Here is a 21,125-nt window from a genome sequence, read left to right on the forward strand (position 1 = left end):
CAGCTCAGGGATGCTGAAGTCGTTGGTTGATGACGGCCAGTACGCCGTCGAGGTGCTCGCGGGTGAGCAGTTCGGCGAGGTCTGAGTCGCCGGACTGGACTGCGTCGTAGATCGCGCGGTGCTCGTCCAGGTCGGCCTGCCGGTCGCCGTGGATGTGCAGGATCTCCAGCTGCTCCCGTGCGTTCACGACGGTCACCGACTCGACCACCTCGGCCAGGGTGGCGTTGCCGGACGCCTGTGCCAGTGAGCGGTGGAAGTCCATGTTCACCTCGGCCAGCCGGGCATGGTCGCCGGAAGCGATCAGCTCGGCCGCAGTGGCAAGGTCCCGCGCCATCTGCTCGAGTGCGGCCGCATCGCGCGTGTTGGCGGCCAGTGCTGCAACAGGTGGCTCGATCAGTGCGCGTGCCTGCAGTAGCTCGACCAAACGGTCCGCACTCGGTGCCAGCGCCAGGGGGTTCGCCAGGACGAGCCGGCCGACGTTAGGACCGACGTACACCCCAGAGCCGTGCCGGAGCTCCACAGCACCGGTTGCCTCCAGTCGACGGAGCGCCTCCCGGACGGTGGGTACGGCGACCTTGAACCGCTCGGCCAGCGACCGTACGGACTCGAACTGGTCGCCGACCGACAGCTTCCGGTCGGCGATCAACGCGAGCATCGATGTCGCCAGATCGTCCAGCAGACTCCGGCGTACGACGCCACCCGACGTACTCACTTGGCAGCCGCCAGAGTGACCGACAGGAACCGCGGCCGGTAGATGCTCACGTCGCCGTACAGATCGTCGCTGACGAGGCTGTTGACGTTGTAGCTGACCAGGAGCTCGTTGCCGCGACGCAGCTCCGGGTGCTCGTGGGAGTTGTAGGTGATGATGTTCCCGCTGGTCTCCGGCGTCTGGTACATCTCGACCGGCTTCACCCACGGACCTGTCGGCGAGCAGGAGAAGTACCCGACGACGCGCTTGCTGAACAGCTCTGTGGTGTCGTGCGTGACCAGCAGATAGCCGTCCTTGAAGTTGGTAACGCTGTGCTCGTTGGCCACGCCCTCGAGCACCCGGGCCGACGCGGCCTCGTCGGACGACCAACTGGAGCCGGTCCAGTACTCCCACGGCTTCGCGGTCAGGTCGTCACCACGAACCCTGGCGACGTGCTGGTACTTCGAGGAGCCCAGGTCCTCGACGCCGTAGATGTAGGTGTACCCGTGGTCCCGCAGCAGCCAGCCGGACCACTGCACGTTCGCCGCGGACGGGATCGGCGTGAGGCTCTTGAGCTTGAAGGTCTTGCTGTCGAACCGGGCGAGGTAGTTGCTGGCCCAGTGCCAGTCCCACTGACCTGTCCCGGTCTTCACGAAGCGGAGCGCCGTCACGTCGAGGTCGCGGCCGCCGTGGCTGGTCTGGGCGGCTCCGATCCAGTACCAGCCGTCGGACGGCGGCGGGATGAGTGCCGTCGGGCTGGTCGCCGTACCGCCGGTGACCGTCTTCAGCTGACTGCCGTGCTGGACCACGATCGAGTTGTTGACGAACGGCGCTGTCGTCGGGCGACTGCCGTCCGGGTTCACCGGGCCGAGGAACGTGTCGGAGAAGATCCACGCCGTACGCCCACCGCTGAGCGAGACGGAGTAGGTGCTGTCCGCTCCCGTCCACCCCTTCCCGGTGTTGCTGTACGCGTTCAGGAGCCCCTCGGGCGCGACGTGCGGCGTCGTCTGAGCGGTCCAATTGGTCCGCACGGCGCTGCAGCTCGAAGGGGTGGCGGAGGCGGCAGGAACACCAAGACCTGCTGCCGTGAGAGACAACGCGACAACCGCAACCAGTGGGCGTGACATGAAAATGATCAGATCACTTGGTCATTTTCCCTGTCAAGTGCCAGGGTTGGATCAGGGTGTGTACCGAGCTTGGTGCTACCGGGTGAGTGGGAGGATCGGGGCATGAAGAACTTGATCATCAGGTTGCTGGCCAACGCGGTCGCGCTGGCGGCGGCGAGCTGGCTCGTCTCCGGCATCACCCTGCAGGGCGCGACCACCAGCCGACGGGTGCTCACGCTGCTGATCGTGGCCGCGATCTTCGGGATCGTGAACGCGATCGTGAAGCCAGTCGTGAAGGTGCTGTCCTTCCCGCTGCTGATCCTCACCCTCGGTCTGCTGACCTTCGTGATCAACGCCCTGATGCTGTGGCTGACGTCCTGGATCACCGGCAAGCTCGACGTCCAGTTCCACGTCGCCGGCTTCTGGGCCGCGCTGTTCGGCGCGCTGATCATCACCGTCGTCGGCATGATCATCAACGCCGTCCTCCCGGAGAAGGCCGAAGTCCACTAGTGCAGCACGTCGAGATCGTCTGCACCGGGAACATCTGGCGCCCCGACGCGGGTACGACGGCAGCACGCACCGGGCCCGTCAGTTCCGGCGGAACTGGGACCGGGACCTGGTCCTGGCGATGGACTCGGGTCACCTTGCGACGCTCGGCGGCGAGGCGCGGCTGTTCGCGGCAGACGACGTACCGGATCCGTACTACGGCGGGGACGACGGCTTCGACGAAGTCCTTGCGCAGATAGAGAAGGCGGCCGACCAGTGGGTCGGCCGCCTCAGTTCTCAGGCCTGACCGATCTCCGACTTCAGGCCGGTGAACCAGTCGACGGTCGGGTCGAACTCCTTGCCGCCGGCGATCCGCGGGAACTCGATCGCGCGCAGCTCGTCGCCGCGCTCCTCGTCGTGGCCGACGACACCGCTCTCACCGCGCAGCGCCGCGTCGACGGCGTAGTCGGTGCACTCCTTGATCAGGGCGAGGTCGCGGTCGTTGGACGCGGCCGAGCGGCTGAAGTACCCGCTCTTCTGCACCATCGTCTTCTCGGCGCCGATCCGCTCCGCGAACTGCTTCGCGAACCAGGCGCCCGGGTTGATCGTGTCCAGCTTGACGTGCCCGAACGGGTCGCGCGGGACGTCCTCACCGCGAGCCTCCAGCTCGGCCACGATCGACGGCACGCCGGCGCCCTCGGACAGGAAGATGTTGACGCAGTCCTCCTCGTCCATCACCTTCCGCAGCCGCTCCGCCTCCGCGTCCAGATCGATCGTTGCCTCCGGCACGTACACCGCGTGCACCGACCAGCCGCCCTTGTCCAGGCCGATGCCCGGGTTCCACTCCTGCTCGTCGACCCACTGCTGGTACGCCTGGGCCGTTGCCGCGGTCAACCATCCGCAGTTCCGGCCCATCACCTCGTGGACGATCAGCATCCGCGGATTCGAGCTGTGCTCGCCGATGATGTTGCGGGCGAACAGCGCGCCCTGCTCGGCCGCGGTCCACGCGCCCAGGCTCTGCCGGATCGGGATCACGTCGTTGTCGATGGTCTTCGGCAGGCCGACCACGGTCAGGTCGTAGTCGTGCTCGTGCAGGTACGCCGCCAGGTCCGCAGCGGTCGTATTCGTGTCGTCACCGCCGATGGTGTGCAGTACGTCGACACCGTCCGCGACCAGCCGCTCGGCGGCGACCTGGAGGGCGTTCTGCCCGTCCTGGATCAGGCCGCGCTTGACCAGGTCCGCGGTGTTGGTCAGCTTCACCCGGCTGTTGCCGATCGGGCTGCCGCCGAACTTGTGCAGCAGGGACGCCTTCTCCCGCACCTCCGGCGTCACCTCGAGGAACCGGCCGCTGAGCAGACCGTGGTACCCGTTCAGGTAGGCGATGATCTCGACGTCGGGCGCCACCTCCGTGTAGCGCTCGATCAGCCCGCCGACGGCGGATGACAGGCAGGGCGCGAGCCCGCCGGCGGTGAGCAGGGCAACTCTGCGGACAGACGAGTCGGCAGCCATGGTCCAGGTCCTTCCGGGAGCGTCGCTGAAGTCGCCCCCAGACTAGTGATGGAGACCACCATGGGGAGTGGTCGGGGCTACCTGAGCGGGACTGATCGCGGCGGCACCGGTGTGGAGACGATGAACGAACTCGTCGTCTGCCCGTGCACCAAGAACTTGTCCAGGACGTCCTCGAGGGCAGCGATCTCGGCGACCTGGACGCGCATCAGGAAGCAGTCCTCACCGGAGATCCGGTGGCACTCGACGACCTCCGGCGTACGGCCGGCCAGCTCGATGATCTTCGGGATCTGGTTCGGTCCGGGACGCAGCCGCACCCAGGCCGCAACCGGCAGGCCGAGCGCAGCCGGGTCGACGTCGAGGCGGTACCCACGGATCACGCCCGACTCCTCCAGCCGCGTAACCCGCTCCCGAACCGTCGGCGTGGACACCCCGAGCCGGCGGGCGAGCTCGGTGGTCCGCAGCCGAGGATCCGCAGTCAGCTCATCCAGGATCCGATTATTGAGATCATCCAGCACTTGGCTTTTCGTTTCGGTAAGCAAAATGCCTCCTAGGCTCCGATCTGCCATGGAAACTCGCAGACTCCGTTCCTACTGTAGTGACCGTGACAACCCTCGCAGAAGCTCCGCCCCGAACCGGCCTCGCCACCGGCGCCGCCGCGATCACGGTCGTCCTGTGGGCCTCGTCGTTCGTCGCAATCCGCCACGTCGGCACCGAGATCTCCGCAGGCGCCCTGTCGCTGGCCCGGCTCGGGCTGGGCAGCATCTTCCTCGGCGCCCTCCTCTTCACCCGTCCGCGGCCGGCAGCGACCGTACGCCGATGGCCCGCCCGGCGGGACTGGCTTCCGCTGATCGCGTGCGGCGTGCTCTGGTTCGGCGTCTACAACCTGACCCTCAACGAGGCCGAGCGTCGTCTCGACGCCGGTACGTCGGCCATGCTCGTCCACATCGCCCCGCTCCTTATCGCCGTACTCGCGGGCCTCGGCCTCGGCGAGGGCTTCCCGCGGCAACTGGTGATCGGCAGCCTGGTCGCGTTCGCCGGCATCGTCGTGATCGGTACGTCGACCTCCAGCGGACGCGCCGAGACCTGGGGCGTCGTCCTCTGCATCATCGCCGCGATCTCGTACGCCGTCGGCGTGGTCACGCAGAAGCCACTGCTGAGCCGGCTGCCTGCCGCTGAGGTCACCTGGCTCGCCTGCACGATCGGTGCGGTCGTTTGCCTCCCCTTCGCGCCCACGCTGGTCGAGGAGCTCCGTACTGCGGACGCGGCGACCATCTGGTGGGTCGTGTACCTGGCCGCGTTCCCCACCGCTCTTGGCTTCACCACGTGGGCCTTTGCACTCCGGCGTACCAGCGCGGGCCGGATGGGCGTGACGGTGTACGCCGTGCCGGTTATCGCGATCGCGCTCGGCTGGCTGTTCCTAGGTGAGACCCCTGCCGTCCTTGCGTTGGCCGGCGGGGCGCTGTGCTTGATCGGAGTAGCAATCTCTCGGAGGACCGCATGAAATTCGGAGTGTTCGTACCGCAGGGCTGGCGGATGGATCTGGTCGAGCTCGCCGACCCTGTCGAGCAGTGGGAGGCCATGACCGCCGTGGCCAAGGCAGCCGACGCAGGGCCGTGGGATTCGATCTGGCTGTTCGACCACTTCCACACGGTGCCTGAGGAGGTCCGGTCGACTGTCTTCGAGGTGTGGACGACGACGGCCGCTCTGGCTCGTGACACGTCGCGGGTCAAGCTCGGCCAGCTGGTCGGCTGCAACGGGTACCGCAACCCGGCACTGCTCGCCAAGATGGCCGCCACGGTGGACGTGGCCAGCCACGGGCGCGTGTACGCCGGGATTGGAGCCGGCTGGTCGGAGACCGAGTGGAAGGCCTACGGCTACCCCTGGGCGAGTCAGCGGGAGCGGATGGGTTCGTTCGCCGAGTCTGTCGAGCTGCTCCACCGGTTGTGGACCGAGGACGACGTGGTGTTCAACGGGAAGTACCACTCGGTCGACAAGCCGTTCGTCGAGCCGCGTCGCAAGCCGAAGCTCTGGATCGGTGGCGGCGGTGAACGCGTCACATTGCGACTAGTTGCAAAGTACGGCGACGCCTGCAACTTCGGCACCGGGCGTGTCGACGTGATCAAACGGAAGCTCGACATCCTCCGTCAGCATTGCGAGGAGGTCGGCCGCGACTACGACGAGATCACCAAATCGACCAGCCTGAACGTGTTCCCGATCGAGGCCGGTGCTGATCCGGAGACTGCGACTGCCAAGGCACGCGGGCGGTACAGCCTGGATGAGTTCAGGGACATCGGCTCCGGCGGGACGTCCCACGTGCAGGCGGACGTCATCACGACGAAGGAGCTCAGCGAGCACGTGGAGCAGCTGGCCGAGGCCGGGGTCGACTACGTGATCTCTTACATCCCCGGGGTCGCGTACGACCACGAGCCGATGCAGCGGTTCGCGGAGGACGTCGTACGGCAGTTCAGCTGATTGATCGCAGGTGCTGGTGGATCCCGTCGTACGCCGTGACCGGTGGGAGTAGCCGCTTCGGGATCTTGGTGACCACGCTGTAGTTGGCGTCGACCACGTTGGCCAGTGGGACCTCGCTGATCTGGCTGAGCAGCTGGTACGCGTCCAGCTTGTCCAGGCCGTAGAGCGAGCCGAGCCAGTTGACCATGTCGACCTGGCCGGCTCGCCACGCGTCTTCGAGCGGTCGGCTGGACCCGACGACAGCCAGGTAGTCGTCGTTCTCCAGCCGCGGCCAAACCGGTCCGGGCGTCTTGAGCAGGTCGACGATCAGTACTACGTTCATCGCGCCCTCGACCGCGGTCCCGCAGGACTCACCTTCGCCCTGGCGGTAGTGACCGTCGCCGACCGAGAACAATGCGCCCTCGACGTTGACCCTGAGGTAGCACGTCGTACCAGCGCGCATCTCTGGCGTGTCCATGTTGCCGCCGAACACATCCGGCACCAGCGCTGACCGGACCTCACCTGCGGCCGGCGCGACCCCGACCGTGCCCAGCATCGGCTCCAGCGGCAGGGCGACCTCCAGGTCGCTGCCCTGTGCCTGGAATCCGACGGTCTGCCGAGCGGTGTCCACCTCGTAGATCCAGGTCCGCTCCGGCAGCGGGTCCTGCAGCGTGGCGGTCCGGTCGGTGCTGGTGAGTCCACCGAAGAACGGGATGGTCGCCGAGGCGCCCCAGCTCCGGGCAGGCGTCAGCTCGACGAAGTGCAGCACCAGGGTGTCCCCCGGCTCGGCGCCCTCCACGTAGAACGGCCCGGTCTGCGGGTTGACGAACGGCATCGTCAGCGAGGCGCTCGCCAGGTCCGTCGTACTGCGGAGGCTGCCGACGAACGCGTCCTCGGTCCACAGCCGCAGCAGGGTCCCTGGCTTGACCCGGCGTACCGGTGGGACACCACCGAAGGTCCAGGCGAGATCGGCGGGTTCCGGGGTGAATTCGAGGACGTCCACGAACTGCAACTTAAGGTGTGCAGGAGGTGTTGTGCGAGCGATCAGCGGGTTCTCAGGCGATTCTCACAGAAGCGACTTACTCTCGGTTGCGGAACTTCGAGCGGAGCGGGGCAGACGATGCGGGTACTGGTGGTGGACGACGACCGGGCGGTCCGGGACTCGCTGCGCCGTTCGCTGGAGTTCAACGACTTCGAGGTGGTGACCGCGTCCGACGGCGCCGAGGCGCTCGCGGTGATCGGCAACGTCGAGCCGGACGTCGTGGTGATGGACGTGATGATGCCGCGGCTGGACGGGCTCGAGACCACCAAGGCCTTGCGGGCTGCGGGCAACAATGTGCCGATCCTGGTGCTGACCGCGCGGGACGCGGTCGCGGACCGGGTGGACGGCCTCGACGCCGGCGGCGACGACTACCTGACCAAGCCGTTCGCGCTGGAGGAGCTGCTGGCCCGGCTCCGCGCGCTCCTGCGCCGCAGTACGACGCCTGGCGAGGGCGGCCAGCGCGGCGAGGTGCTGCAGTACGCCGACCTCGTGGTTGACGTGGACGCGCACGAGGTGCACCGGGGAGACGTCGCGATGCAACTCACCCGGACCGAGTTCTCGCTGCTCGAGCTGCTCATCCGCAACCCGCGCCGCGTGCTCGAGCGCGCGGTCATCCTGGACGCGGTCTGGGGCTACGACTTCCCGACGACGGCGAACTCGCTCGAGGTCTACATCGGCTACCTGCGCCGCAAGACCGAGGTCAACGGTCTGCCGCGCCTGATCCACACCGTCCGCGGCATCGGGTACGTGCTGAGAGACACCCCACCGTGAGCGAGCAACACCCCGACGGCTTCCCGTCGTACGCCGGACGACCGCAACCGCAACAACCCGCAGAACCTGTTGTCAAGAGCAACGGAAACCGGGTGGCGGCGACTGCTGCCCGCACCCAGAGCTGGTGGAACGAATCCCTCCACAAGCTCAGCCTGCATGCCCGCGTGACGCTGCTCGCCGCGGTCGCGGTCGGTCTGGCAGTGGCGATCGTGAGCATCGCGGCGTACATGACTGTGCGGCAGCAGATGTACCAGAACCTCGACAACAGCCTCACCGAGCGCGCTGCCTCGGCGGCGAAGAAGGGCGTGCTGACCGACCTCACGATCCTGCAGGGTGTTCCCTCCGACGCTCTCGGTCTGAGTGACATCCGCGTGGGCGTGATCAGTGCGGACGGGCAGCAGTTCGGGCCGCCGAACAGCCTGCTGCCGCCGATGGGCCAGGACGAGCTCCAGGTAGCGCGAGAGCAGGGCAACGAGGCAAACCTGCGGACTGTCGGCGTACGCAACGGCGGCTCGCACTTCCGCGTGGTCGCTGTCCCCGCGAGCTACTGTCCGGCGACACTGAGCCGGGCCTGTCAGGCAGAACCGGAGAACTACCTGCAGCCCGGGGCTTTGGTCGTGGCTCAGTCGCTGGGACCGATCGACGAGACGCTTCACAACCTGGGCGTAGTGCTGTGGGCGTTCGGGCTGATCGGTGTCATCGGTGCCGCGTTGGCCGGCAACGCGGTTGCGCGATCCGGTCTGCGCCCGTTGGCGCGGCTGACCGGTGCAGCTGAGCACGTCGCGCGGACCGAGGACCTGAAACCGATCCCGGTAGGCGGCACGGACGAGATCTCCCGCCTGGCCGTGGCATTCAACGCGATGCTTGGAGCCCTCGCACAGTCCCGCGACCGGCAGCGCCGGCTCGTAGGTGACGCCGGGCACGAGCTGCGGACTCCGCTCACCAGCGTCCGTACCAACCTCGATTTGCTCGCCCAGGCGGACAAACGCGGCGGACTGCGGCCTGAGGACCGTCAGCAGCTACTGGACGACGTACGCGCGCAGATGGACGAGCTGACCACGCTGATCGGTGACCTGACAGAGCTGGCCCGCGACACCCCGCAGGTGCGCAACGCCGAGCTCATCGAGGTCTCCAACCTCGTTGAGGACGCGGTGATGAAGGTACGCCGCCGCGCACCCGGACTGGAGTGGGACGTCCAGATCACGCCGTTCCCGGTCTGGGGTGACGAGCGCCTCCTCGGGCGTGCCGTCACCAACCTGCTCGACAACGCGGCGAAGTACAGCGTCCCTGAGGGCGCGGAGCAGCGCAGCGACGGACAGCCGGTAGGGCACGTGACAGTACGTCTGCTGGACGGCGTACTCACGGTCACAGACTCCGGCCCCGGCATAGCTGAGGCCGACCTGCCACATGTCTTCGAGCGCTTCTACCGCTCCAGCGAGGCCCGCAGCCGTCCTGGATCGGGCCTGGGGCTGGCCATCGTCAAGCACGCGGCCGAGCAGCACGGCGGCATGATCTACGCCCGCAACGTCCCCGGCGCAGGAGCCCAGTTCACCCTCTGGCTCCCCCACGCCGCCACGCAGACCCGTTGACAGCGACCTGACAGGTCCTTCAGGGGATCTTCACGGAGTTCTTCGGTCACTCCGAGCGGATCTTCAGGGCCCTCTCAGGTCCGGCGGACAAAGTACCTGCCATGACCGAGAACCAGCCGCCGCAGCAGCCGCAGAACCAGCCCGGCCAGAACCCCCAGGGTCCGCAGAACCCGCTGGGTTCACAGGGGCCGGAGCGGACGCAGCAGTTGCCGATGTATGGGCAGCATCAGCAGCAGCAGTTCGCGCCGCAGGGTGGTCAGCCGGGTGGGCAGCACGGGCAGGACTCGGGGCGGCAAGGGCAGTACCCCTCAGGTGGTGGTACTTACCCGCAGTTCGGGCCGGGGACGCATCAGGGGACGTCTCCGGGCCCGAACTGGCCCTTCGGCCCGCAGCCGCCCACTGGGGCTACAGCGACCAAGGAGAAGCCGAAGCGGCGTGCAGGGCTGGCAGTGGTGGCGCTGGTGGCGCTGCTGGTCGGCACCGCGGGTGGCGTCGGCGGCGCGGCGGTCTACTCGGCCACCAACGACCACAGCACGAACACCCCGTCGGTGACCGCACCGCTGAACGGCAACCAGGCGGCTCCCGCCTCGGCGCCGGACGGCTCGGTGCAGGCCGCCGCGGCGAAGGTGCTGCCGAGCGTCGTCAAGATCGCGGTCGCGACGTCGCAGGGCGCGGCGACCGGGTCCGGCATCGTGATCAGCAAGGACGGCCTGATCGTCACCAACAACCACGTGGTCACCGGCGCCGGGCAGGGCGCGTCGATCAGCGTGATGCTGAACGACGGCCGGACCGTAACAGCCACGGTCAAGGGCACCGACCCACTCACCGACCTCGCCGTGATCCACGCCAACGCGACCGACCTGACCCCGGCCTCACTCGGCCAGAGTGGGAAGCTCGCGGTCGGGCAGGGCGTGGTCGCGATCGGCTCGCCGTTCGGCCTGGAGGCGACCGTGACCAGCGGAATCGTCTCGGCGCTGAACCGCCCGGTGACGTCCGGCGACGAGCAGCAGGACAGTACGACGGTCTTCCCAGCAATCCAGACGGACGCCGCGATCAATCCGGGGAACTCCGGCGGCGCCCTGATCGACCTCGCCGGCCAGGTGGTCGGTATCAACAGCGCGATCAAAACCGCCGGCGGATCGGGACAATCCGAGGGCGGCAACATCGGCCTGGGCTTCGCTATCCCGATCGACCAGGCCAAGCCGATCATCGACGAGCTGGTGGCCAAGGGCAAGGCCACGCATGCGCGGCTCGGTGTGACGGTCGGCGACGCGCAGTCCTCCGACGGGCTCACCAACGGAGCACGCCTAGGCGAGGTCACGTCCGGCGGTGCGGCGGACAAAGCCGGTCTGCAGTCAGGTGATGTGGTCACCGCTGTGGACGGCAAGGCGATCGCGTCAGGGGACGCGTTGGTCGCCGCAGTCCGTTCGCACCGCCCGGGCGACCAGGTGAAACTCACCGTCACCCGCAGCGGCAAGTCCCAGACCATCGACGCCACCCTGGGCTCCGACAACGGGAACCCCACCGGCTGACCAAGCGTCTACCCCAAACCGGGACTGCGCCGCCCACCGAGCGGCGCAGTCCCCTTTGTCTGTGGCCCGACGGCTGGGCTAGGTTCCGGGCATGGATCTCTACGCGGCGCGGCCGCCCATCGCGGCGGACGAGCGGACGCAGTTGATCGGCTGGCTCGACCTGCAACGGATGCTGGTACGCCGGAAACTCGAAGGGCTGGCGTCCGCCGACGAGCATCGGTCCGTATTCCCCACGTCGCCGCTGATGACCCCGGCTGGGCTGGTGTCGCACCTGCGGTGGAACGAGCATCTCTGGTTCCACGCCGTCTTCCTCGACGAGCCGGCGGACAACCCGGTCTTCCAGAAGGAGCCGAGCAGCGCCGACTGGCGGGTGGACGGCGTACCGCTGGCACGGCTGCTGGACGAGTTCGACGCGCAGTGGGCGGACTCGAACGAGATCACCGCCGCCCACGCGCTGGACGACGTCGGAGAGGACCCCGAGTTCCAGCCGACGTTGCGATGGATTCTGATCCACATGGTCGAGGAAACCGCGCGGCACGTCGGGCAGCTCGACACCATGCGCGAGCTGCTCGACGGTGAGACCGGGTATTACTAGATCTCATGGAGATCCGGCGGGCAGGTGAGCGGTTCCGGACTGCGAGTGGGTGGCTGGAGTCGTGGCATTCGTTTTCGTTCGGGGCGGACTACGACCCGGCGAATGTCGGGTTCGGGTTGTTGGTGGCGCACAACGACGAGACGGTTGCTCCTGGCACCGGGTTTGAGACGCATCCACATCAGGACCTGGAGATCGTCACCTGGGTACTGCGGGGTGCGCTGGCGCACCGTGATTCGGAAGGGAACAGCGGCCTGGTCTACCCGGGCCTGGCCCAGCGGATGAGTGCCGGCTCCGGGATCCAGCACTCGGAGTGGAACGACGGCGGCGAACCGGTGCACTACGTCCAGATGTGGGTGCGGCCGGAGGCGTTCGATCTGCCGCCGTCCTACGAGCAGGCGGAGTTGGACCTGACCACGGGTGAGCTGATCCCCGTCGTGTCGGGGCTGGCCAAGCACGCCTCGAGTACGGCGATCCACCTCAACCAGCCCCAGGCCGGGATGTCGGTCGCGCGACTCATGCCGGCGCAGGCGGTCGAGCTGCCGGCAGCGCCGTACCTGCATCTGTTCGTGGCGAGCGGTACGGCCGAGCTCGAGGGCGCCGGTGAGCTGGGCACCGCGGACGCTGTGCGAATGAGCGACTCAGGCGGGCGTCTCACCGCCGGGCCGGGTGGCGCCGAGGTGCTCGTCTGGGAGATGTACTAGTCGGCCTGCTCGCTCATGGTCCAGACGTGGCGTAGGGACTGGCCGGCTACGCCTTCGGGGTTTTGGGCGAAGCCTTCGACGAACTGGCTCATGTGTTGCTGCCAGCGCTGGTCGGTCGGGTCGTCGCGCAGGTAGGCGACCGCGGCCTCGAAGTCGTCGGACACGACCAGGTGGAACAGGTCGCGGCCGCTGCGCCAGATCGACCAGTCGCTGATGCCGGCGGTGTGCATCGCGGTGATCAGTTCCGGCCAGACACGAGCGTGCTCGATCTCGTAGGCCTCTTCGGTGCCGGGAATCAGGCGGCTGTGCAGAGCAAGGCGGGTCACAAGGGTGCAGAATACGCCGGGTACGACGAGGCTGGAACGCGGTTCCACCATCCGTGCAGACCGATTCGCGCAGACTCTTGCCCCTGATTCACGCTCCCTCTGGCGCCAACTCCTGAGCGGGACTGAGCGTCGTACTTGGGTGGGTTGAGTAGTTTCGCCCTCGTGGTGAGGTAGCCACACGCCGAAGACTGTGCCCGGTGTCCATCCGTCGTCGTGCGAGAGTTGGGATTGTGAAGCGAACCACTGCGATCGTCTGCCTGAGTAGTCTGCTGATCACCGCGGGTTGTTCGGACAGCAAGTCCGGCAGCGGGAAATCCGGGAACGACGAGCAGAAGGCGTCCGGTGCCGTCATCAAGCAGTTCGCCGACGCCTGGGTGAAGGCGTGGGCGCCGGACGGGAAGCCTGACGCCGCAGGAGCGCTCACCGACAACCCGACGGTGTTCGCCAAGCGGCTCGACGACACCGACACCGCGCTGGTCGCCAGCACCGTGACAGTGAGCCCACAGGGCGACCCGAAGTGCAGCGACGCCAACAACTGCACGCAGGAGCTGGCCGTCGAGGCGCAGCTCCGCGGCATCGGCGCGATGAAGTGGACCAGTACGGCGACCGCCGTGAAGACCGGCGACGCCTGGAAGATCAAGGCCTCCGGCGACACCATCTACCCGGGCCTGGGTGACGCCAACTATCTGAAGCGGGTCCGCGCCCTTCCGGCCCGGGCCTCGATCCTCGACCGCAACGGCGTCGCCCTCACCGCGAACCGGCCGGTCGTCATCGTCGGAGTCGCGTCCGGCATCACCGCGACACCGGCGACGTACGCCGCATTCACGAAGAACCTGCAGGTCGACGGTGCCAAGCTCGCCGCGCGGGCGAAGGCGGCGCCGGCCGGGCAGTTCGTGGACGCGATCACGATCCGGGCCGAGCAGTGGGAAGCGCTCCGGCCGACGATGAGCAAGCTCCCCGGCGTGCTGACCATGGGTGGCACCCAGTCGCTGCCGCCGAACGCGACGTTCGCCCGGTCGATCATCGGCACGATGAAGACCGCGACCGCGGACACCCTGAAGAACGCGGGCACACAGGCGTCCGCGCAGGACCAGGTCGGTACGACGGGCCTGCAGTACGCGTTCCAGCAGCAGCTCGCCGGTACGCCGGGCGGCACGGTCACGCTGCGGGACGGCAAGACCAAGCTGACGATCAAGACCGTCTTCAGCCAGAAGGGCACCGCCGGCAAGCCGGTGAAGACCACCCTGGACACGAACATGCAGAAGGCCGCCGAGGCCGCGCTGGCGACCAGCAAACTGCAGGCGTCGCTGGTCGCGGTACAGGCGTCGACCGGCCAGATCCTGGCTGCGGCGAACGGTCCGACGGTCGCGGCGTACAACCGCGCCTTCCAGGGCCAATACGCACCGGGCTCGACGTTCAAGATCGTCACCTCGGCGGCGCTGCTGGCCAGTGGTGAGACCGCCGCGACCCCGCTGCCGTGCACGAACACGATCAACGTGTTCGGCAAGACGTTCAAGAACTACGACGGTCTGGCGGCGTACGGCGCGGGGACGATGCAGAAGGCGTTCAACGAGTCTTGCAACACGGCGTTCATCTCGCAGCACGCGCGGCTGCCGAAGGACGCGATGACCAAGACCGCGGCGATGTTCGGCATCGGCCGGGACCTGAACCTGTCGATCTCGGCGTACGGCGGTCAGGTGCCGGCGCCGAAGGACGACGTGGCCGAGGCCGCGTCGATGATCGGCCAGGGTACGGTCACCGCGAGCCCGCTGGCGATCTCGCTGGTCGCGGCCGCGGTCGACCACGGTACGGCGATGAAGCCGGTACTCGTACCGGGCAAGGACGCTGCCGGTGCGGCCGCCTCACCGTTGCCCGCAGCAACGGTCGCGAACCTGCGGACCTTCATGCGGACGACGGTCACCAGCGGTACGGGAAGCGTGCTGGCCGGCAGCGGTGCGGTCGCGGCCAAGACCGGTACCGCCGAGGTCGTGTCGGGCGGCAAGGTCATCACCAACGCGTGGATGGCCGGCTACCGCGGCGACGTGGCGTTCGCGGTCATCGTCGAGGGCGGCACGTCCGGCTCGCACACGGCCGGCCCGATCCTGAAGACCTTCCTCGCCAGCTTCAAATGAGGACTTGCTGAGAGTTCGCTGAAAGCTCGCTGTGACGGCGAAATCGTCACTTAGGGTTGCTGGATGGAGAGCTTGGTTTGCCCTAAGTGCCGCGGCGGAATGCGTACGTACGAACGCAGTGGGATCACCGTCGACCAGTGCGGCGAGTGCCGTGGGATCTTCCTCGACCGGGGCGAGCTGGAGCGCTTGGTGGACGCCGAGGCTCGCTTCAACGCCCCGCAGCAGCAGCCTCGGTACGAAGAGAAGAAGAAATACGACGACCGCCGCTACGACAACCAGTACCAGCACAAAAAGAAGAAGAAGTCCTTCCTCGAAGACCTCTTCGACTAACTGACGAGGACGTGTGTGGTCATCGGGTCAGGGCGATGACGGTGCCCTGGGCGATGGCGCAGAGGGTGGTTGTGCCGGCTTCGTCGGTGGTGGTGAGTTCGCAGGTGCAGGTGGCCTGGCGTTTGCCCGAGTGGGCGACTTTCGCTTCGGCGCGGAGGGTCGCGCCTCGGGCCGGGCGGAGGTAGCTGATCGTGAACCCGCCGGTGAGTACGTCGGCGCCCAGCGTCGTACCGCCGGCGAACGTGATGGCGTTGTCGGCTGCATAGGCGAGTACGCCGCCGTGCAGGAAACCGTTCTGCTGCTGGAGATCCTCGCGGATGTCGACCTCCAGCGTCGCGCCGCCGTCACCGAATGCGGTCACCCGGGCCCCGACCAGCACGCTGAACGGCTGCGCGGCCAACAGCTTCTGAGCCACCTCGAGCGTCAACTCCATGCCGCTAGGCTAACGGGCGGCTATCGTCAGCATGTGACGACGCCAACCCCGCCTGCGGTGGTCCTCCGCCCCATTACCGACGCCGAGTACCCGGACTGGAAGGACCTGACCGCGACATCGTTCGCGGCCGGCATCGGTCCGGTCCGAGGACTGAATGCCGACGAGGCGGTGAAGTTCGCATACGAAGAGACCGAGCGGCTGCTTCCGGACGGGCCGGCCACCGAACACCACCTGATCTGGATCGCCGAGGCCGGTGACGAACCGGTCGGCAGCCTGTGGATCAGCCTGCGCTCGAAGATCCCGTTCATCTTCGGCATCGAGGTGGACAGCACTCAGCGCGGCAAGGGGTACGGCCGGGCGATCATGCTCGCCGGCCAGGATGAGTGCCGCCGCCTCGGCCACACCCAGATCGACCTGAACGTCTTCGCGGACAACACCACCGCGGTCGGGTTGTACGACTCGCTCGGGTACGCCGTCATTTCTCAGCAGATGCGCCTCGACCTCTGACGAACTCCCTGATCAAGCCGGCGAACTCCGCCGGCTGGTCCAGCGGCATAAGCGTGTAGCTGTCCGCAACCTCAGCGAACTGGGCCTGGGGCAACAGTTCGGCGAGCCGACGGCCGTGGTCGAGGGGCATCACGCGGTCCTCGGACGCCCAGACCACCAGCGCAGGCTTGTCGAAGTGCGCGAGCTCCGGCGCGGTCTCGACCAAGAGATTGCGGTCCGCGAAGACAGCCCGGAGCATCCGTACCGTCTCCGCACGGATCTCGGGCTGCTCGAGCACCGGCCTGATCCATCGGGCGGTCACCGCGTCGCCGCGCTTCGTCAGTGTCCCGAAAGCGAGCGGCGTACGACGGACAGCCCGGACCCGCAACTGCTGCATGAACGCGCCGAACAACCCCGGCGACAGCTTGCCGGACAACGCGAGCGTCTTTCCCGTCAGTCCAGGCGGCAGGTTGTCGAACGCCTCGCACGACGCCAGCACAGCCCGTCCCACCCGCTTCGCACCATCGCGCAGTACGAGCTGTACGACGGCCCCGCCGGTGTCGTTCCCGACCAGTACGACGTCGTGCAGATCGAGCCGGTCGAGGAACTCGGCGACCAGGCCGGCGATCCCCGGCAGAGACAAGTCGGCATCCGGACTCATCGGCCGCCGGTGTGCTCCGAGCGGCAGGGTGGGCGCGATGCAGCGGTGGTCAGTGCTCAGGTCGGCGATCACGTCGTCCCAGAGCGAGGCATCCATCAGCAGCCCGTGCAGCAGCACGACCACGGGTCCGTCGGTACCGCTGTCGACGTACTGCAAGGTCCCGGCCGAGAGCTCGATCTCATTCATACGGGAATCATATTATATGAACCTCATACACGCCGAGGAAACGTGGTGGACGACGCTTTCCGGGACGGCATACCGTTAGCGGTGGCAGCCGCACGTCGGAAGGACCCACAGGGAGCGATGCCTACACCTCGCCGAGATAAGGGTTGATTTTGCGTCAACCGGCGCGATCGTCCTGGATCGCGCAGCCGAGACGGACCTCGAGGGCCGCCCGGTAGTTCTCGTACGGCGGAGTGACCGGCCTGTGCTCTGCGCGTTGTGCGCGGTGACGCTGCCCGGTCCGTAGTCAACCGACTCTCTCGAAAGCGGTGCATCGCCCGTGACATCTGCTCACGCCTTGCCGCCTGTCATCGCGGCACACGATCTGACCAAGACCTACACGTTCCACCAGCAGCGCGCCGGACTCGGCGGGGCGCTGAAGAGCCTGGTGAAACGCAAGTACGAAACCCGGCTCGCGGTCGACCGCGTCACCTTCGACATTGAGCGCGGCGAAGTAGTCGGCCTGCTCGGCCCGAACGGCGCCGGCAAGACGACCACGCTGAAGATGCTCTCCGGCTTGCTCTACAAGACCTCCGGCGACCTGGAGGTTCTCGGCCACACGCCCTCGGATCGCAAGCACGATTACCTGCGCCGGATCGCGCTCGTCATGGGTCAGAAGACCATGCTCTGGTGGGACGTCCCGGCGATGGAGAGCCTCCTGCTGCACAAGGACATGTACGGCTTGTCCACAGCGGAGTTCGACCGCAACGTGGCCGAGCTGGCCGAGTTGCTCGAGGTCGAGCACCTGCTGAACGTCCAGGTCCGCAAGACCTCACTCGGTGAACGGATGAAGCTCGAGCTGATGGCGGCGCTCGTCCACGGCCCGGAGATCCTGTTCCTCGACGAGCCGACGATCGGCCTCGACGTGGTCGCGAAGGCCCGGGTCCGGACGTTCCTCGCCGACGTGAACCGGCGCCGCGGTACGACGATCCTGATCACCAGCCACGACATGGACGACATCGAGGCGCTCTGCTCGCGGGTGATGATCATCGACCACGGCCGGCTGCAGTTCGACGGCGGTCTGGATGATCTGGTTCGTACGGCGCAACCGCGCAAGCTGGTGCGGGCGACGTACGCGACACCGGTCGACGGCGCCCGGCTCGAAGGGCTGGAAGGTGTGACCGCGGTCGAGGTCTCCGGCCAGACGGTCAAGCTCCAAGCCGATCGGGAGCGGGCCGGTTTCGTGATGGAGCAGCTCACCCGGCTCGGTCCGCTGGTCGACCTGGATGTTGCGGACGCGGACGTCGAGGACATCATGCGCGACCTGTTCCTCCGCCGCAGCACGCTGGGGGACGCCTCATGAGCACAGTCGCCCGGAACCTTCGCGTCGTACGGCGGATGACGGCGGCCGAGATCGCCCAGCAGTCCGTGTACCGCGGCGCCTGGATCATCTTCATGCTGGCCAACATCTGCATGCCGATCATCTCGCTGCTGATCTGGCGGACCGCGCTCTCGAACGGCGCTCAGCTCCCAGTCGACGAGCGCTACATCACGACGTACTTCGTGCTGCTCGGGTTCGTCACGATGGCGACGTCGTCCTGGATGGCGGCGTTCCTGGCCAACGACATCCGGCTGGGGAAGTTGTCGAGCTGGATGGTGCGGCCGGCGTCGTTGCTGGTCGGCTTCGTGGCGAACAACCTGTCGGAGAAGTTCCTGAAGCTGTTCGCGCTGGTGCCGATGATCGGCATCGTCTGGTGGATCTTCCGCGACTCGATGAACATCCCGGCCGGGCCGGGCCGGTGGGCGCTGTTCGCGGTCAGCATCGTGCTTGGAGCGGTGCTGGTGTTCACGATCGACATCCTGATCGCGGCGCTGGCGTTCTGGATGGATGACGTCGGCGCGTTGGTGCAGGCGCGGGTGATCATCTCGAGTGTGCTGTCGGGAGCCGTCGTACCGCTGGCGTTGATGCCTACGTGGTCGCGGGGTTTCGTTGATCACCAGCCGTTTCGGTTCACGGTGTCGTTCCCGGTCGAGATCGTGGCGGGACAGCTGACCGGGCGCGAGTTGCTGGCGGGCTTTGGGATCCAGCTCGGGTACGTCGTCGTGCTCGGAGTGATCGCCCGGCTCGTGTGGTCGGCGGGGATCCGCGCGTACTCGGCGGTGGGCGCATGAGCACACCGCTTGATCGGAACTGGATGCACAAGCAGTGGCGGCATCTCCGGCTGTGGCGGCGGTTCTTTGCACAGGCGGTCGTTCGGGAGACGCACTACCGCGCGCATTTCCTGACCACGCTGCTCGTCGGTCTGGTCCAGCTGGGGTTGGGGATCGTGCCGACGCTGCTGCTGTTCGGGTTCACGTCGGAGGTGCACGGATGGTCGCGGGCCGAGGTGATCGCGCTGGTCGGCGTGTACCAGATCGTCACCGGGCTGATGGCGACGTTCGTCGCGCCGAACATGAACCGGATGACGTCGTACCTCACCGAGGGTGAGCTGGACGTCGTCCTGCTGCGGCCGGTGTCGAGCCAGTTCTACCTGACCTTGCGGTGGATCAACATCGCAGAGCTGACGAACGTTGCCAGCGGCATCGTTGTGCTCGTGATCGGGTTGGTGCAGTCGGATCTGCGGCCGGGTTTCGGGCAGGTGGTGCAGGCCGTCGTACTGGCCGGCTGCGGGTTGGTGTTGCTGACGGCGGTGTGGTCGGCGATGTCGTTCCTGGCGTTCTGGCTGCAGTCGGTGGGCCCGATCGGGGTCGTGTACCTGAGCGCGGTCGAGGCCGGCCGGTACCCGTTGGTGTTCTTTCCGGTCGCGGTACGGGCGTTCCTGACGTTCGCGTTTCCGGTGGCGTTCGCGACGACGTACCCGGTGCGGGCGCTGGCGGGCGATCTGGGCTGGGGCTGGGTCGCGCTCGGCGCTGGGCTTGCGGTGGTGGCAATGACCCTAGTTCGTTTGTTGTGGCGGCGTGGATTGCTCACGTACGCGAGCGCGTCTAGCTGATGTGGTTATCTGTGAGGTATGAGCTGGTGGGTCCTGCACGTGGACATGGATCAGTTCATCGCGGCCGTGGAGATCCGGCGGCGGCCTGAGCTGCGTGGGCTGCCTGTCGTGGTGGGCGGATCCGGGGATCCGACCCAACCACGGCAGGTGGTCGCCACGGCGTCGTACGAGGCCCGGGAGTACGGCGTACATTCCGGGATGCCAGTGCGGGCGGCGTACAAGAAGTGCCCGCAGGCGGTGTTCCTGCCCACGGACCCGACGGCGTACGACGCGGCGTCTGTCGAGGTCATGGACGTGTTGCGCGGGTTTCCGGTCGTGGTCGAGGTGTGGGGCTGGGACGAGTGCTTCGTCGGAGCCGAGACAGACGACCCGGAGGCACTCGCCGCCTCGCTCCGCGCCGCCGTCGCGTCTCAGACCAAGCTGACCTGCGCGGTCGGCATCGGCGACAACAAAACCCGGGCCAAGCTGGCCACCAACTTCGCCAAACACACCCGCTCCCATGCCGAACCTTTCACCGGCGCCGGTGAAGGCTCATCCGCCGGCGTCTACCGACTCACGGCCGCCAACTGGCGCGAGGTGATGAACCACCGCCCGATCCGCGATCTCTGGGGCATCGGCAGCCGGATGGAGAAGAACCTCAACGAACTCGGCATCACCACCGTCGCCGACCTCACCGCCGCCGACGTCGACGCCCTGAAGAAACGCTTCGGCCCCAACATGGGCGCCTGGTACGCCGCCCTCGGCCGCGGCCTCGGCGACACCCAGGTCACCGACGTCCCCCGCGAACCCGTCTCCCGCAGCCACGAAGAAACCTTCCCCACCGACCTGGTCGAACTCCCCGACATCGAACGCGAACTCCGCCGCATCGCCGAAGAGGTCACCCGCGAAGTAGTCGCCGACGGCCGCACCATCCAACGCGTCTGGGTAAAACTCCGCTTCACCAGCTTCTACACCCCCATCAAAAGCCGAAAACTAAAAACCCCAACCCAAGATCCAGAGGTCATCTCCACCACAGCCCTTGAATTGTTGAAGAAGTTCGAGATCCGCCGCCCCATCCGCCTGATCGGCGTCCGCGTCGAGTTCGTCCCTCCCGAGCCCGCGCGATAGCTCCAGCAGAGACGTCATATATAAC

At 67.3% G+C, this 21,125-nt stretch carries 24 protein-coding genes; 16 read left to right on the plus strand and 8 right to left on the minus strand.

The window, feature by feature from the left end; genetic code table 11:
* Nucleotides 1-4 precede the first annotated feature (4 nt).
* Nucleotides 5-712 (minus strand): FadR/GntR family transcriptional regulator, encoded by a 708-nt coding sequence (locus EV650_RS22200; RefSeq protein ID WP_202874813.1) that lies wholly within the window; start codon nucleotides 710-712, stop codon nucleotides 5-7.
* The gene (locus EV650_RS22205) at nucleotides 709-1,719 is read right to left on the minus strand and encodes a DUF5005 domain-containing protein (protein WP_202874815.1); all 1,011 of its coding nucleotides are present in this window, start codon (nucleotides 1,717-1,719) and stop codon (nucleotides 709-711) included. Before EV650_RS22205 ends, EV650_RS22200 begins: the two co-directional genes overlap by 4 nt.
* Nucleotides 1,720-1,917: 198 nt before the next feature.
* On the opposite strand from EV650_RS22205, the gene EV650_RS22210 reads away from it, so the two are divergent.
* Nucleotides 1,918-2,304: a phage holin family protein gene (locus EV650_RS22210; protein WP_134120957.1), complete on the plus strand. Its 387-nt coding sequence runs from the start codon at nucleotides 1,918-1,920 to the stop codon at nucleotides 2,302-2,304.
* Between the two features lie 34 nt (nucleotides 2,305-2,338).
* Nucleotides 2,339-2,587, plus strand: a complete 249-nt coding sequence (locus EV650_RS22215; RefSeq protein ID WP_238174572.1) for an arsenate reductase/protein-tyrosine-phosphatase family protein — start codon at nucleotides 2,339-2,341, stop codon at nucleotides 2,585-2,587.
* Here the strand turns inward: EV650_RS22215 and EV650_RS22220 are convergent.
* Both EV650_RS22220 and EV650_RS22225 read right to left on the minus strand, forming a co-directional pair.
* Entirely contained in the window at nucleotides 2,578-3,789 is a 1,212-nt protein-coding gene (locus EV650_RS22220; RefSeq protein ID WP_134120959.1) for a pyrophosphate--fructose-6-phosphate 1-phosphotransferase, read from the minus strand. The two genes, EV650_RS22215 and EV650_RS22220, sit on opposite strands and share 10 nt — an antisense overlap.
* Before the next feature lie 77 nt (nucleotides 3,790-3,866).
* Nucleotides 3,867-4,304 carry an Lrp/AsnC family transcriptional regulator gene (locus EV650_RS22225; protein ID WP_238174374.1) on the minus strand — a complete coding sequence of 146 codons (438 nt, stop codon included), beginning with the start codon at nucleotides 4,302-4,304 and terminating at the stop codon, nucleotides 3,867-3,869.
* Nucleotides 4,305-4,390: 86 nt separating this feature from the next.
* Here EV650_RS22225 and EV650_RS22230 point away from each other — a divergent pair, with 86 nt between their 5' ends.
* Entirely contained in the window at nucleotides 4,391-5,290 is a 900-nt protein-coding gene (locus tag EV650_RS22230; protein ID WP_134120961.1) for a DMT family transporter, read from the plus strand.
* Nucleotides 5,287-6,261: a TIGR03560 family F420-dependent LLM class oxidoreductase gene (locus EV650_RS22235; protein ID WP_134120962.1), complete on the plus strand. Its 975-nt coding sequence runs from the start codon at nucleotides 5,287-5,289 to the stop codon at nucleotides 6,259-6,261. Before EV650_RS22230 ends, EV650_RS22235 begins: the two co-directional genes overlap by 4 nt.
* Here the strand turns inward: EV650_RS22235 and EV650_RS22240 are convergent.
* Nucleotides 6,254-7,243: an acetamidase/formamidase family protein gene (locus tag EV650_RS22240; RefSeq protein WP_134120963.1), complete on the minus strand. Its 990-nt coding sequence runs from the start codon at nucleotides 7,241-7,243 to the stop codon at nucleotides 6,254-6,256. The two genes, EV650_RS22235 and EV650_RS22240, sit on opposite strands and share 8 nt — an antisense overlap.
* 117 nt (nucleotides 7,244-7,360) lie before the next feature.
* Between EV650_RS22240 and EV650_RS22245 the strand changes: the two genes are divergently transcribed.
* The 5 genes from EV650_RS22245 (at nucleotide 7,361) to EV650_RS22265 (ending at nucleotide 12,470) form a co-directional block, all read left to right on the plus strand.
* The gene (locus tag EV650_RS22245) at nucleotides 7,361-8,053 is read left to right on the plus strand and encodes a response regulator transcription factor (RefSeq protein WP_130442918.1); all 693 of its coding nucleotides are present in this window, start codon (nucleotides 7,361-7,363) and stop codon (nucleotides 8,051-8,053) included.
* Nucleotides 8,050-9,642, plus strand: coding sequence for a sensor histidine kinase (locus tag EV650_RS22250; protein ID WP_238174375.1), 1,593 nt, complete (start codon nucleotides 8,050-8,052; stop codon nucleotides 9,640-9,642). Before EV650_RS22245 ends, EV650_RS22250 begins: the two co-directional genes overlap by 4 nt.
* Before the next feature lie 101 nt (nucleotides 9,643-9,743).
* Nucleotides 9,744-11,174: a S1C family serine protease gene (locus EV650_RS22255; protein ID WP_134120964.1), complete on the plus strand. Its 1,431-nt coding sequence runs from the start codon at nucleotides 9,744-9,746 to the stop codon at nucleotides 11,172-11,174.
* Between the two features lie 91 nt (nucleotides 11,175-11,265).
* Entirely contained in the window at nucleotides 11,266-11,769 is a 504-nt protein-coding gene (locus tag EV650_RS22260; RefSeq protein ID WP_134120965.1) for a DinB family protein, read from the plus strand.
* Between the two features lie 5 nt (nucleotides 11,770-11,774).
* Nucleotides 11,775-12,470 carry a pirin family protein gene (locus EV650_RS22265; RefSeq protein ID WP_134120966.1) on the plus strand — a complete coding sequence of 232 codons (696 nt, stop codon included), beginning with the start codon at nucleotides 11,775-11,777 and terminating at the stop codon, nucleotides 12,468-12,470.
* Here the strand turns inward: EV650_RS22265 and EV650_RS22270 are convergent.
* Nucleotides 12,467-12,796, minus strand: a complete 330-nt coding sequence (locus EV650_RS22270; protein ID WP_134120967.1) for an L-rhamnose mutarotase — start codon at nucleotides 12,794-12,796, stop codon at nucleotides 12,467-12,469. The genes EV650_RS22265 and EV650_RS22270 overlap by 4 nt on opposite strands.
* Before the next feature lie 230 nt (nucleotides 12,797-13,026).
* On the opposite strand from EV650_RS22270, the gene EV650_RS22275 reads away from it, so the two are divergent.
* The gene (locus tag EV650_RS22275; protein WP_134120968.1) at nucleotides 13,027-14,928 is read left to right on the plus strand and encodes a penicillin-binding transpeptidase domain-containing protein; all 1,902 of its coding nucleotides are present in this window, start codon (nucleotides 13,027-13,029) and stop codon (nucleotides 14,926-14,928) included.
* A gap of 63 nt (nucleotides 14,929-14,991) precedes the next feature.
* On the plus strand, nucleotides 14,992-15,258 hold the full coding sequence (locus tag EV650_RS22280; protein WP_134120969.1) for a TFIIB-type zinc ribbon-containing protein: 267 nt from the start codon (nucleotides 14,992-14,994) through the stop codon (nucleotides 15,256-15,258).
* 19 nt (nucleotides 15,259-15,277) lie between these two features.
* Here the strand turns inward: EV650_RS22280 and EV650_RS22285 are convergent, their stop codons facing one another.
* Nucleotides 15,278-15,691, minus strand: coding sequence for a PaaI family thioesterase (locus EV650_RS22285; protein WP_134120970.1), 414 nt, complete (start codon nucleotides 15,689-15,691; stop codon nucleotides 15,278-15,280).
* Between the two features lie 33 nt (nucleotides 15,692-15,724).
* Between EV650_RS22285 and EV650_RS22290 the strand changes: the two genes are divergently transcribed.
* Nucleotides 15,725-16,198, plus strand: a complete 474-nt coding sequence (locus EV650_RS22290; RefSeq protein WP_134120971.1) for a GNAT family N-acetyltransferase — start codon at nucleotides 15,725-15,727, stop codon at nucleotides 16,196-16,198.
* Here the strand turns inward: EV650_RS22290 and EV650_RS22295 are convergent.
* A complete protein-coding gene (locus EV650_RS22295; protein ID WP_134120972.1) occupies nucleotides 16,167-17,024 on the minus strand; it encodes an alpha/beta fold hydrolase in 858 nt (285 codons plus the stop codon). The two genes, EV650_RS22290 and EV650_RS22295, sit on opposite strands and share 32 nt — an antisense overlap.
* Before the next feature lie 316 nt (nucleotides 17,025-17,340).
* On the opposite strand from EV650_RS22295, the gene EV650_RS22300 reads away from it, so the two are divergent.
* Genes EV650_RS22300 through EV650_RS22315 form a run of 4 tightly spaced genes read left to right on the plus strand, consistent with a single transcriptional unit; the run spans nucleotide 17,341 to nucleotide 21,100 of the window.
* A complete protein-coding gene (locus EV650_RS22300; RefSeq protein ID WP_134120973.1) occupies nucleotides 17,341-18,363 on the plus strand; it encodes an ABC transporter ATP-binding protein in 1,023 nt (340 codons plus the stop codon).
* Nucleotides 18,360-19,172, plus strand: a complete 813-nt coding sequence (locus EV650_RS22305; protein ID WP_134120974.1) for an ABC transporter permease — start codon at nucleotides 18,360-18,362, stop codon at nucleotides 19,170-19,172. Before EV650_RS22300 ends, EV650_RS22305 begins: the two co-directional genes overlap by 4 nt.
* Nucleotides 19,169-19,993 carry an ABC transporter permease gene (locus tag EV650_RS22310; RefSeq protein ID WP_134120975.1) on the plus strand — a complete coding sequence of 275 codons (825 nt, stop codon included), beginning with the start codon at nucleotides 19,169-19,171 and terminating at the stop codon, nucleotides 19,991-19,993. Before EV650_RS22305 ends, EV650_RS22310 begins: the two co-directional genes overlap by 4 nt.
* Nucleotides 19,994-20,011: 18 nt before the next feature.
* Nucleotides 20,012-21,100 (plus strand): DNA polymerase IV, encoded by a 1,089-nt coding sequence (locus EV650_RS22315; RefSeq protein ID WP_134120976.1) that lies wholly within the window; start codon nucleotides 20,012-20,014, stop codon nucleotides 21,098-21,100.
* Nucleotides 21,101-21,125: the final 25 nt, after the last annotated feature.

The sequence above is a fragment of the Kribbella kalugense genome (genome assembly GCF_004365875.1).
GTDB classification, from domain to species: domain Bacteria; phylum Actinomycetota; class Actinomycetes; order Propionibacteriales; family Kribbellaceae; genus Kribbella; species Kribbella kalugense.

Coding starts and splice junctions, on each gene's coding strand:
- EV650_RS22210 (WP_134120957.1), top strand. CDS start 1,918: ATGAAGAACTTGATCATCAGGTTGCTGGCCAACGCGGTCGCGCTGGCG.
- EV650_RS22265 (WP_134120966.1), top strand. CDS start 11,775: ATGGAGATCCGGCGGGCAGGTGAGCGGTTCCGGACTGCGAGTGGGTGG.
- EV650_RS22255 (WP_134120964.1), top strand. CDS start 9,744: ATGACCGAGAACCAGCCGCCGCAGCAGCCGCAGAACCAGCCCGGCCAG.
- EV650_RS22220 (WP_134120959.1), bottom strand. CDS start 3,789: ATGGCTGCCGACTCGTCTGTCCGCAGAGTTGCCCTGCTCACCGCCGGC.
- EV650_RS22295 (WP_134120972.1), bottom strand. CDS start 17,024: ATGAATGAGATCGAGCTCTCGGCCGGGACCTTGCAGTACGTCGACAGC.
- EV650_RS22305 (WP_134120974.1), top strand. CDS start 18,360: ATGAGCACAGTCGCCCGGAACCTTCGCGTCGTACGGCGGATGACGGCG.
- EV650_RS22245 (WP_130442918.1), top strand. CDS start 7,361: ATGCGGGTACTGGTGGTGGACGACGACCGGGCGGTCCGGGACTCGCTG.
- EV650_RS22280 (WP_134120969.1), top strand. CDS start 14,992: ATGGAGAGCTTGGTTTGCCCTAAGTGCCGCGGCGGAATGCGTACGTAC.
- EV650_RS22260 (WP_134120965.1), top strand. CDS start 11,266: ATGGATCTCTACGCGGCGCGGCCGCCCATCGCGGCGGACGAGCGGACG.
- EV650_RS22285 (WP_134120970.1), bottom strand. CDS start 15,691: ATGGAGTTGACGCTCGAGGTGGCTCAGAAGCTGTTGGCCGCGCAGCCG.
- EV650_RS22235 (WP_134120962.1), top strand. CDS start 5,287: ATGAAATTCGGAGTGTTCGTACCGCAGGGCTGGCGGATGGATCTGGTC.
- EV650_RS22315 (WP_134120976.1), top strand. CDS start 20,012: ATGAGCTGGTGGGTCCTGCACGTGGACATGGATCAGTTCATCGCGGCC.
- EV650_RS22310 (WP_134120975.1), top strand. CDS start 19,169: ATGAGCACACCGCTTGATCGGAACTGGATGCACAAGCAGTGGCGGCAT.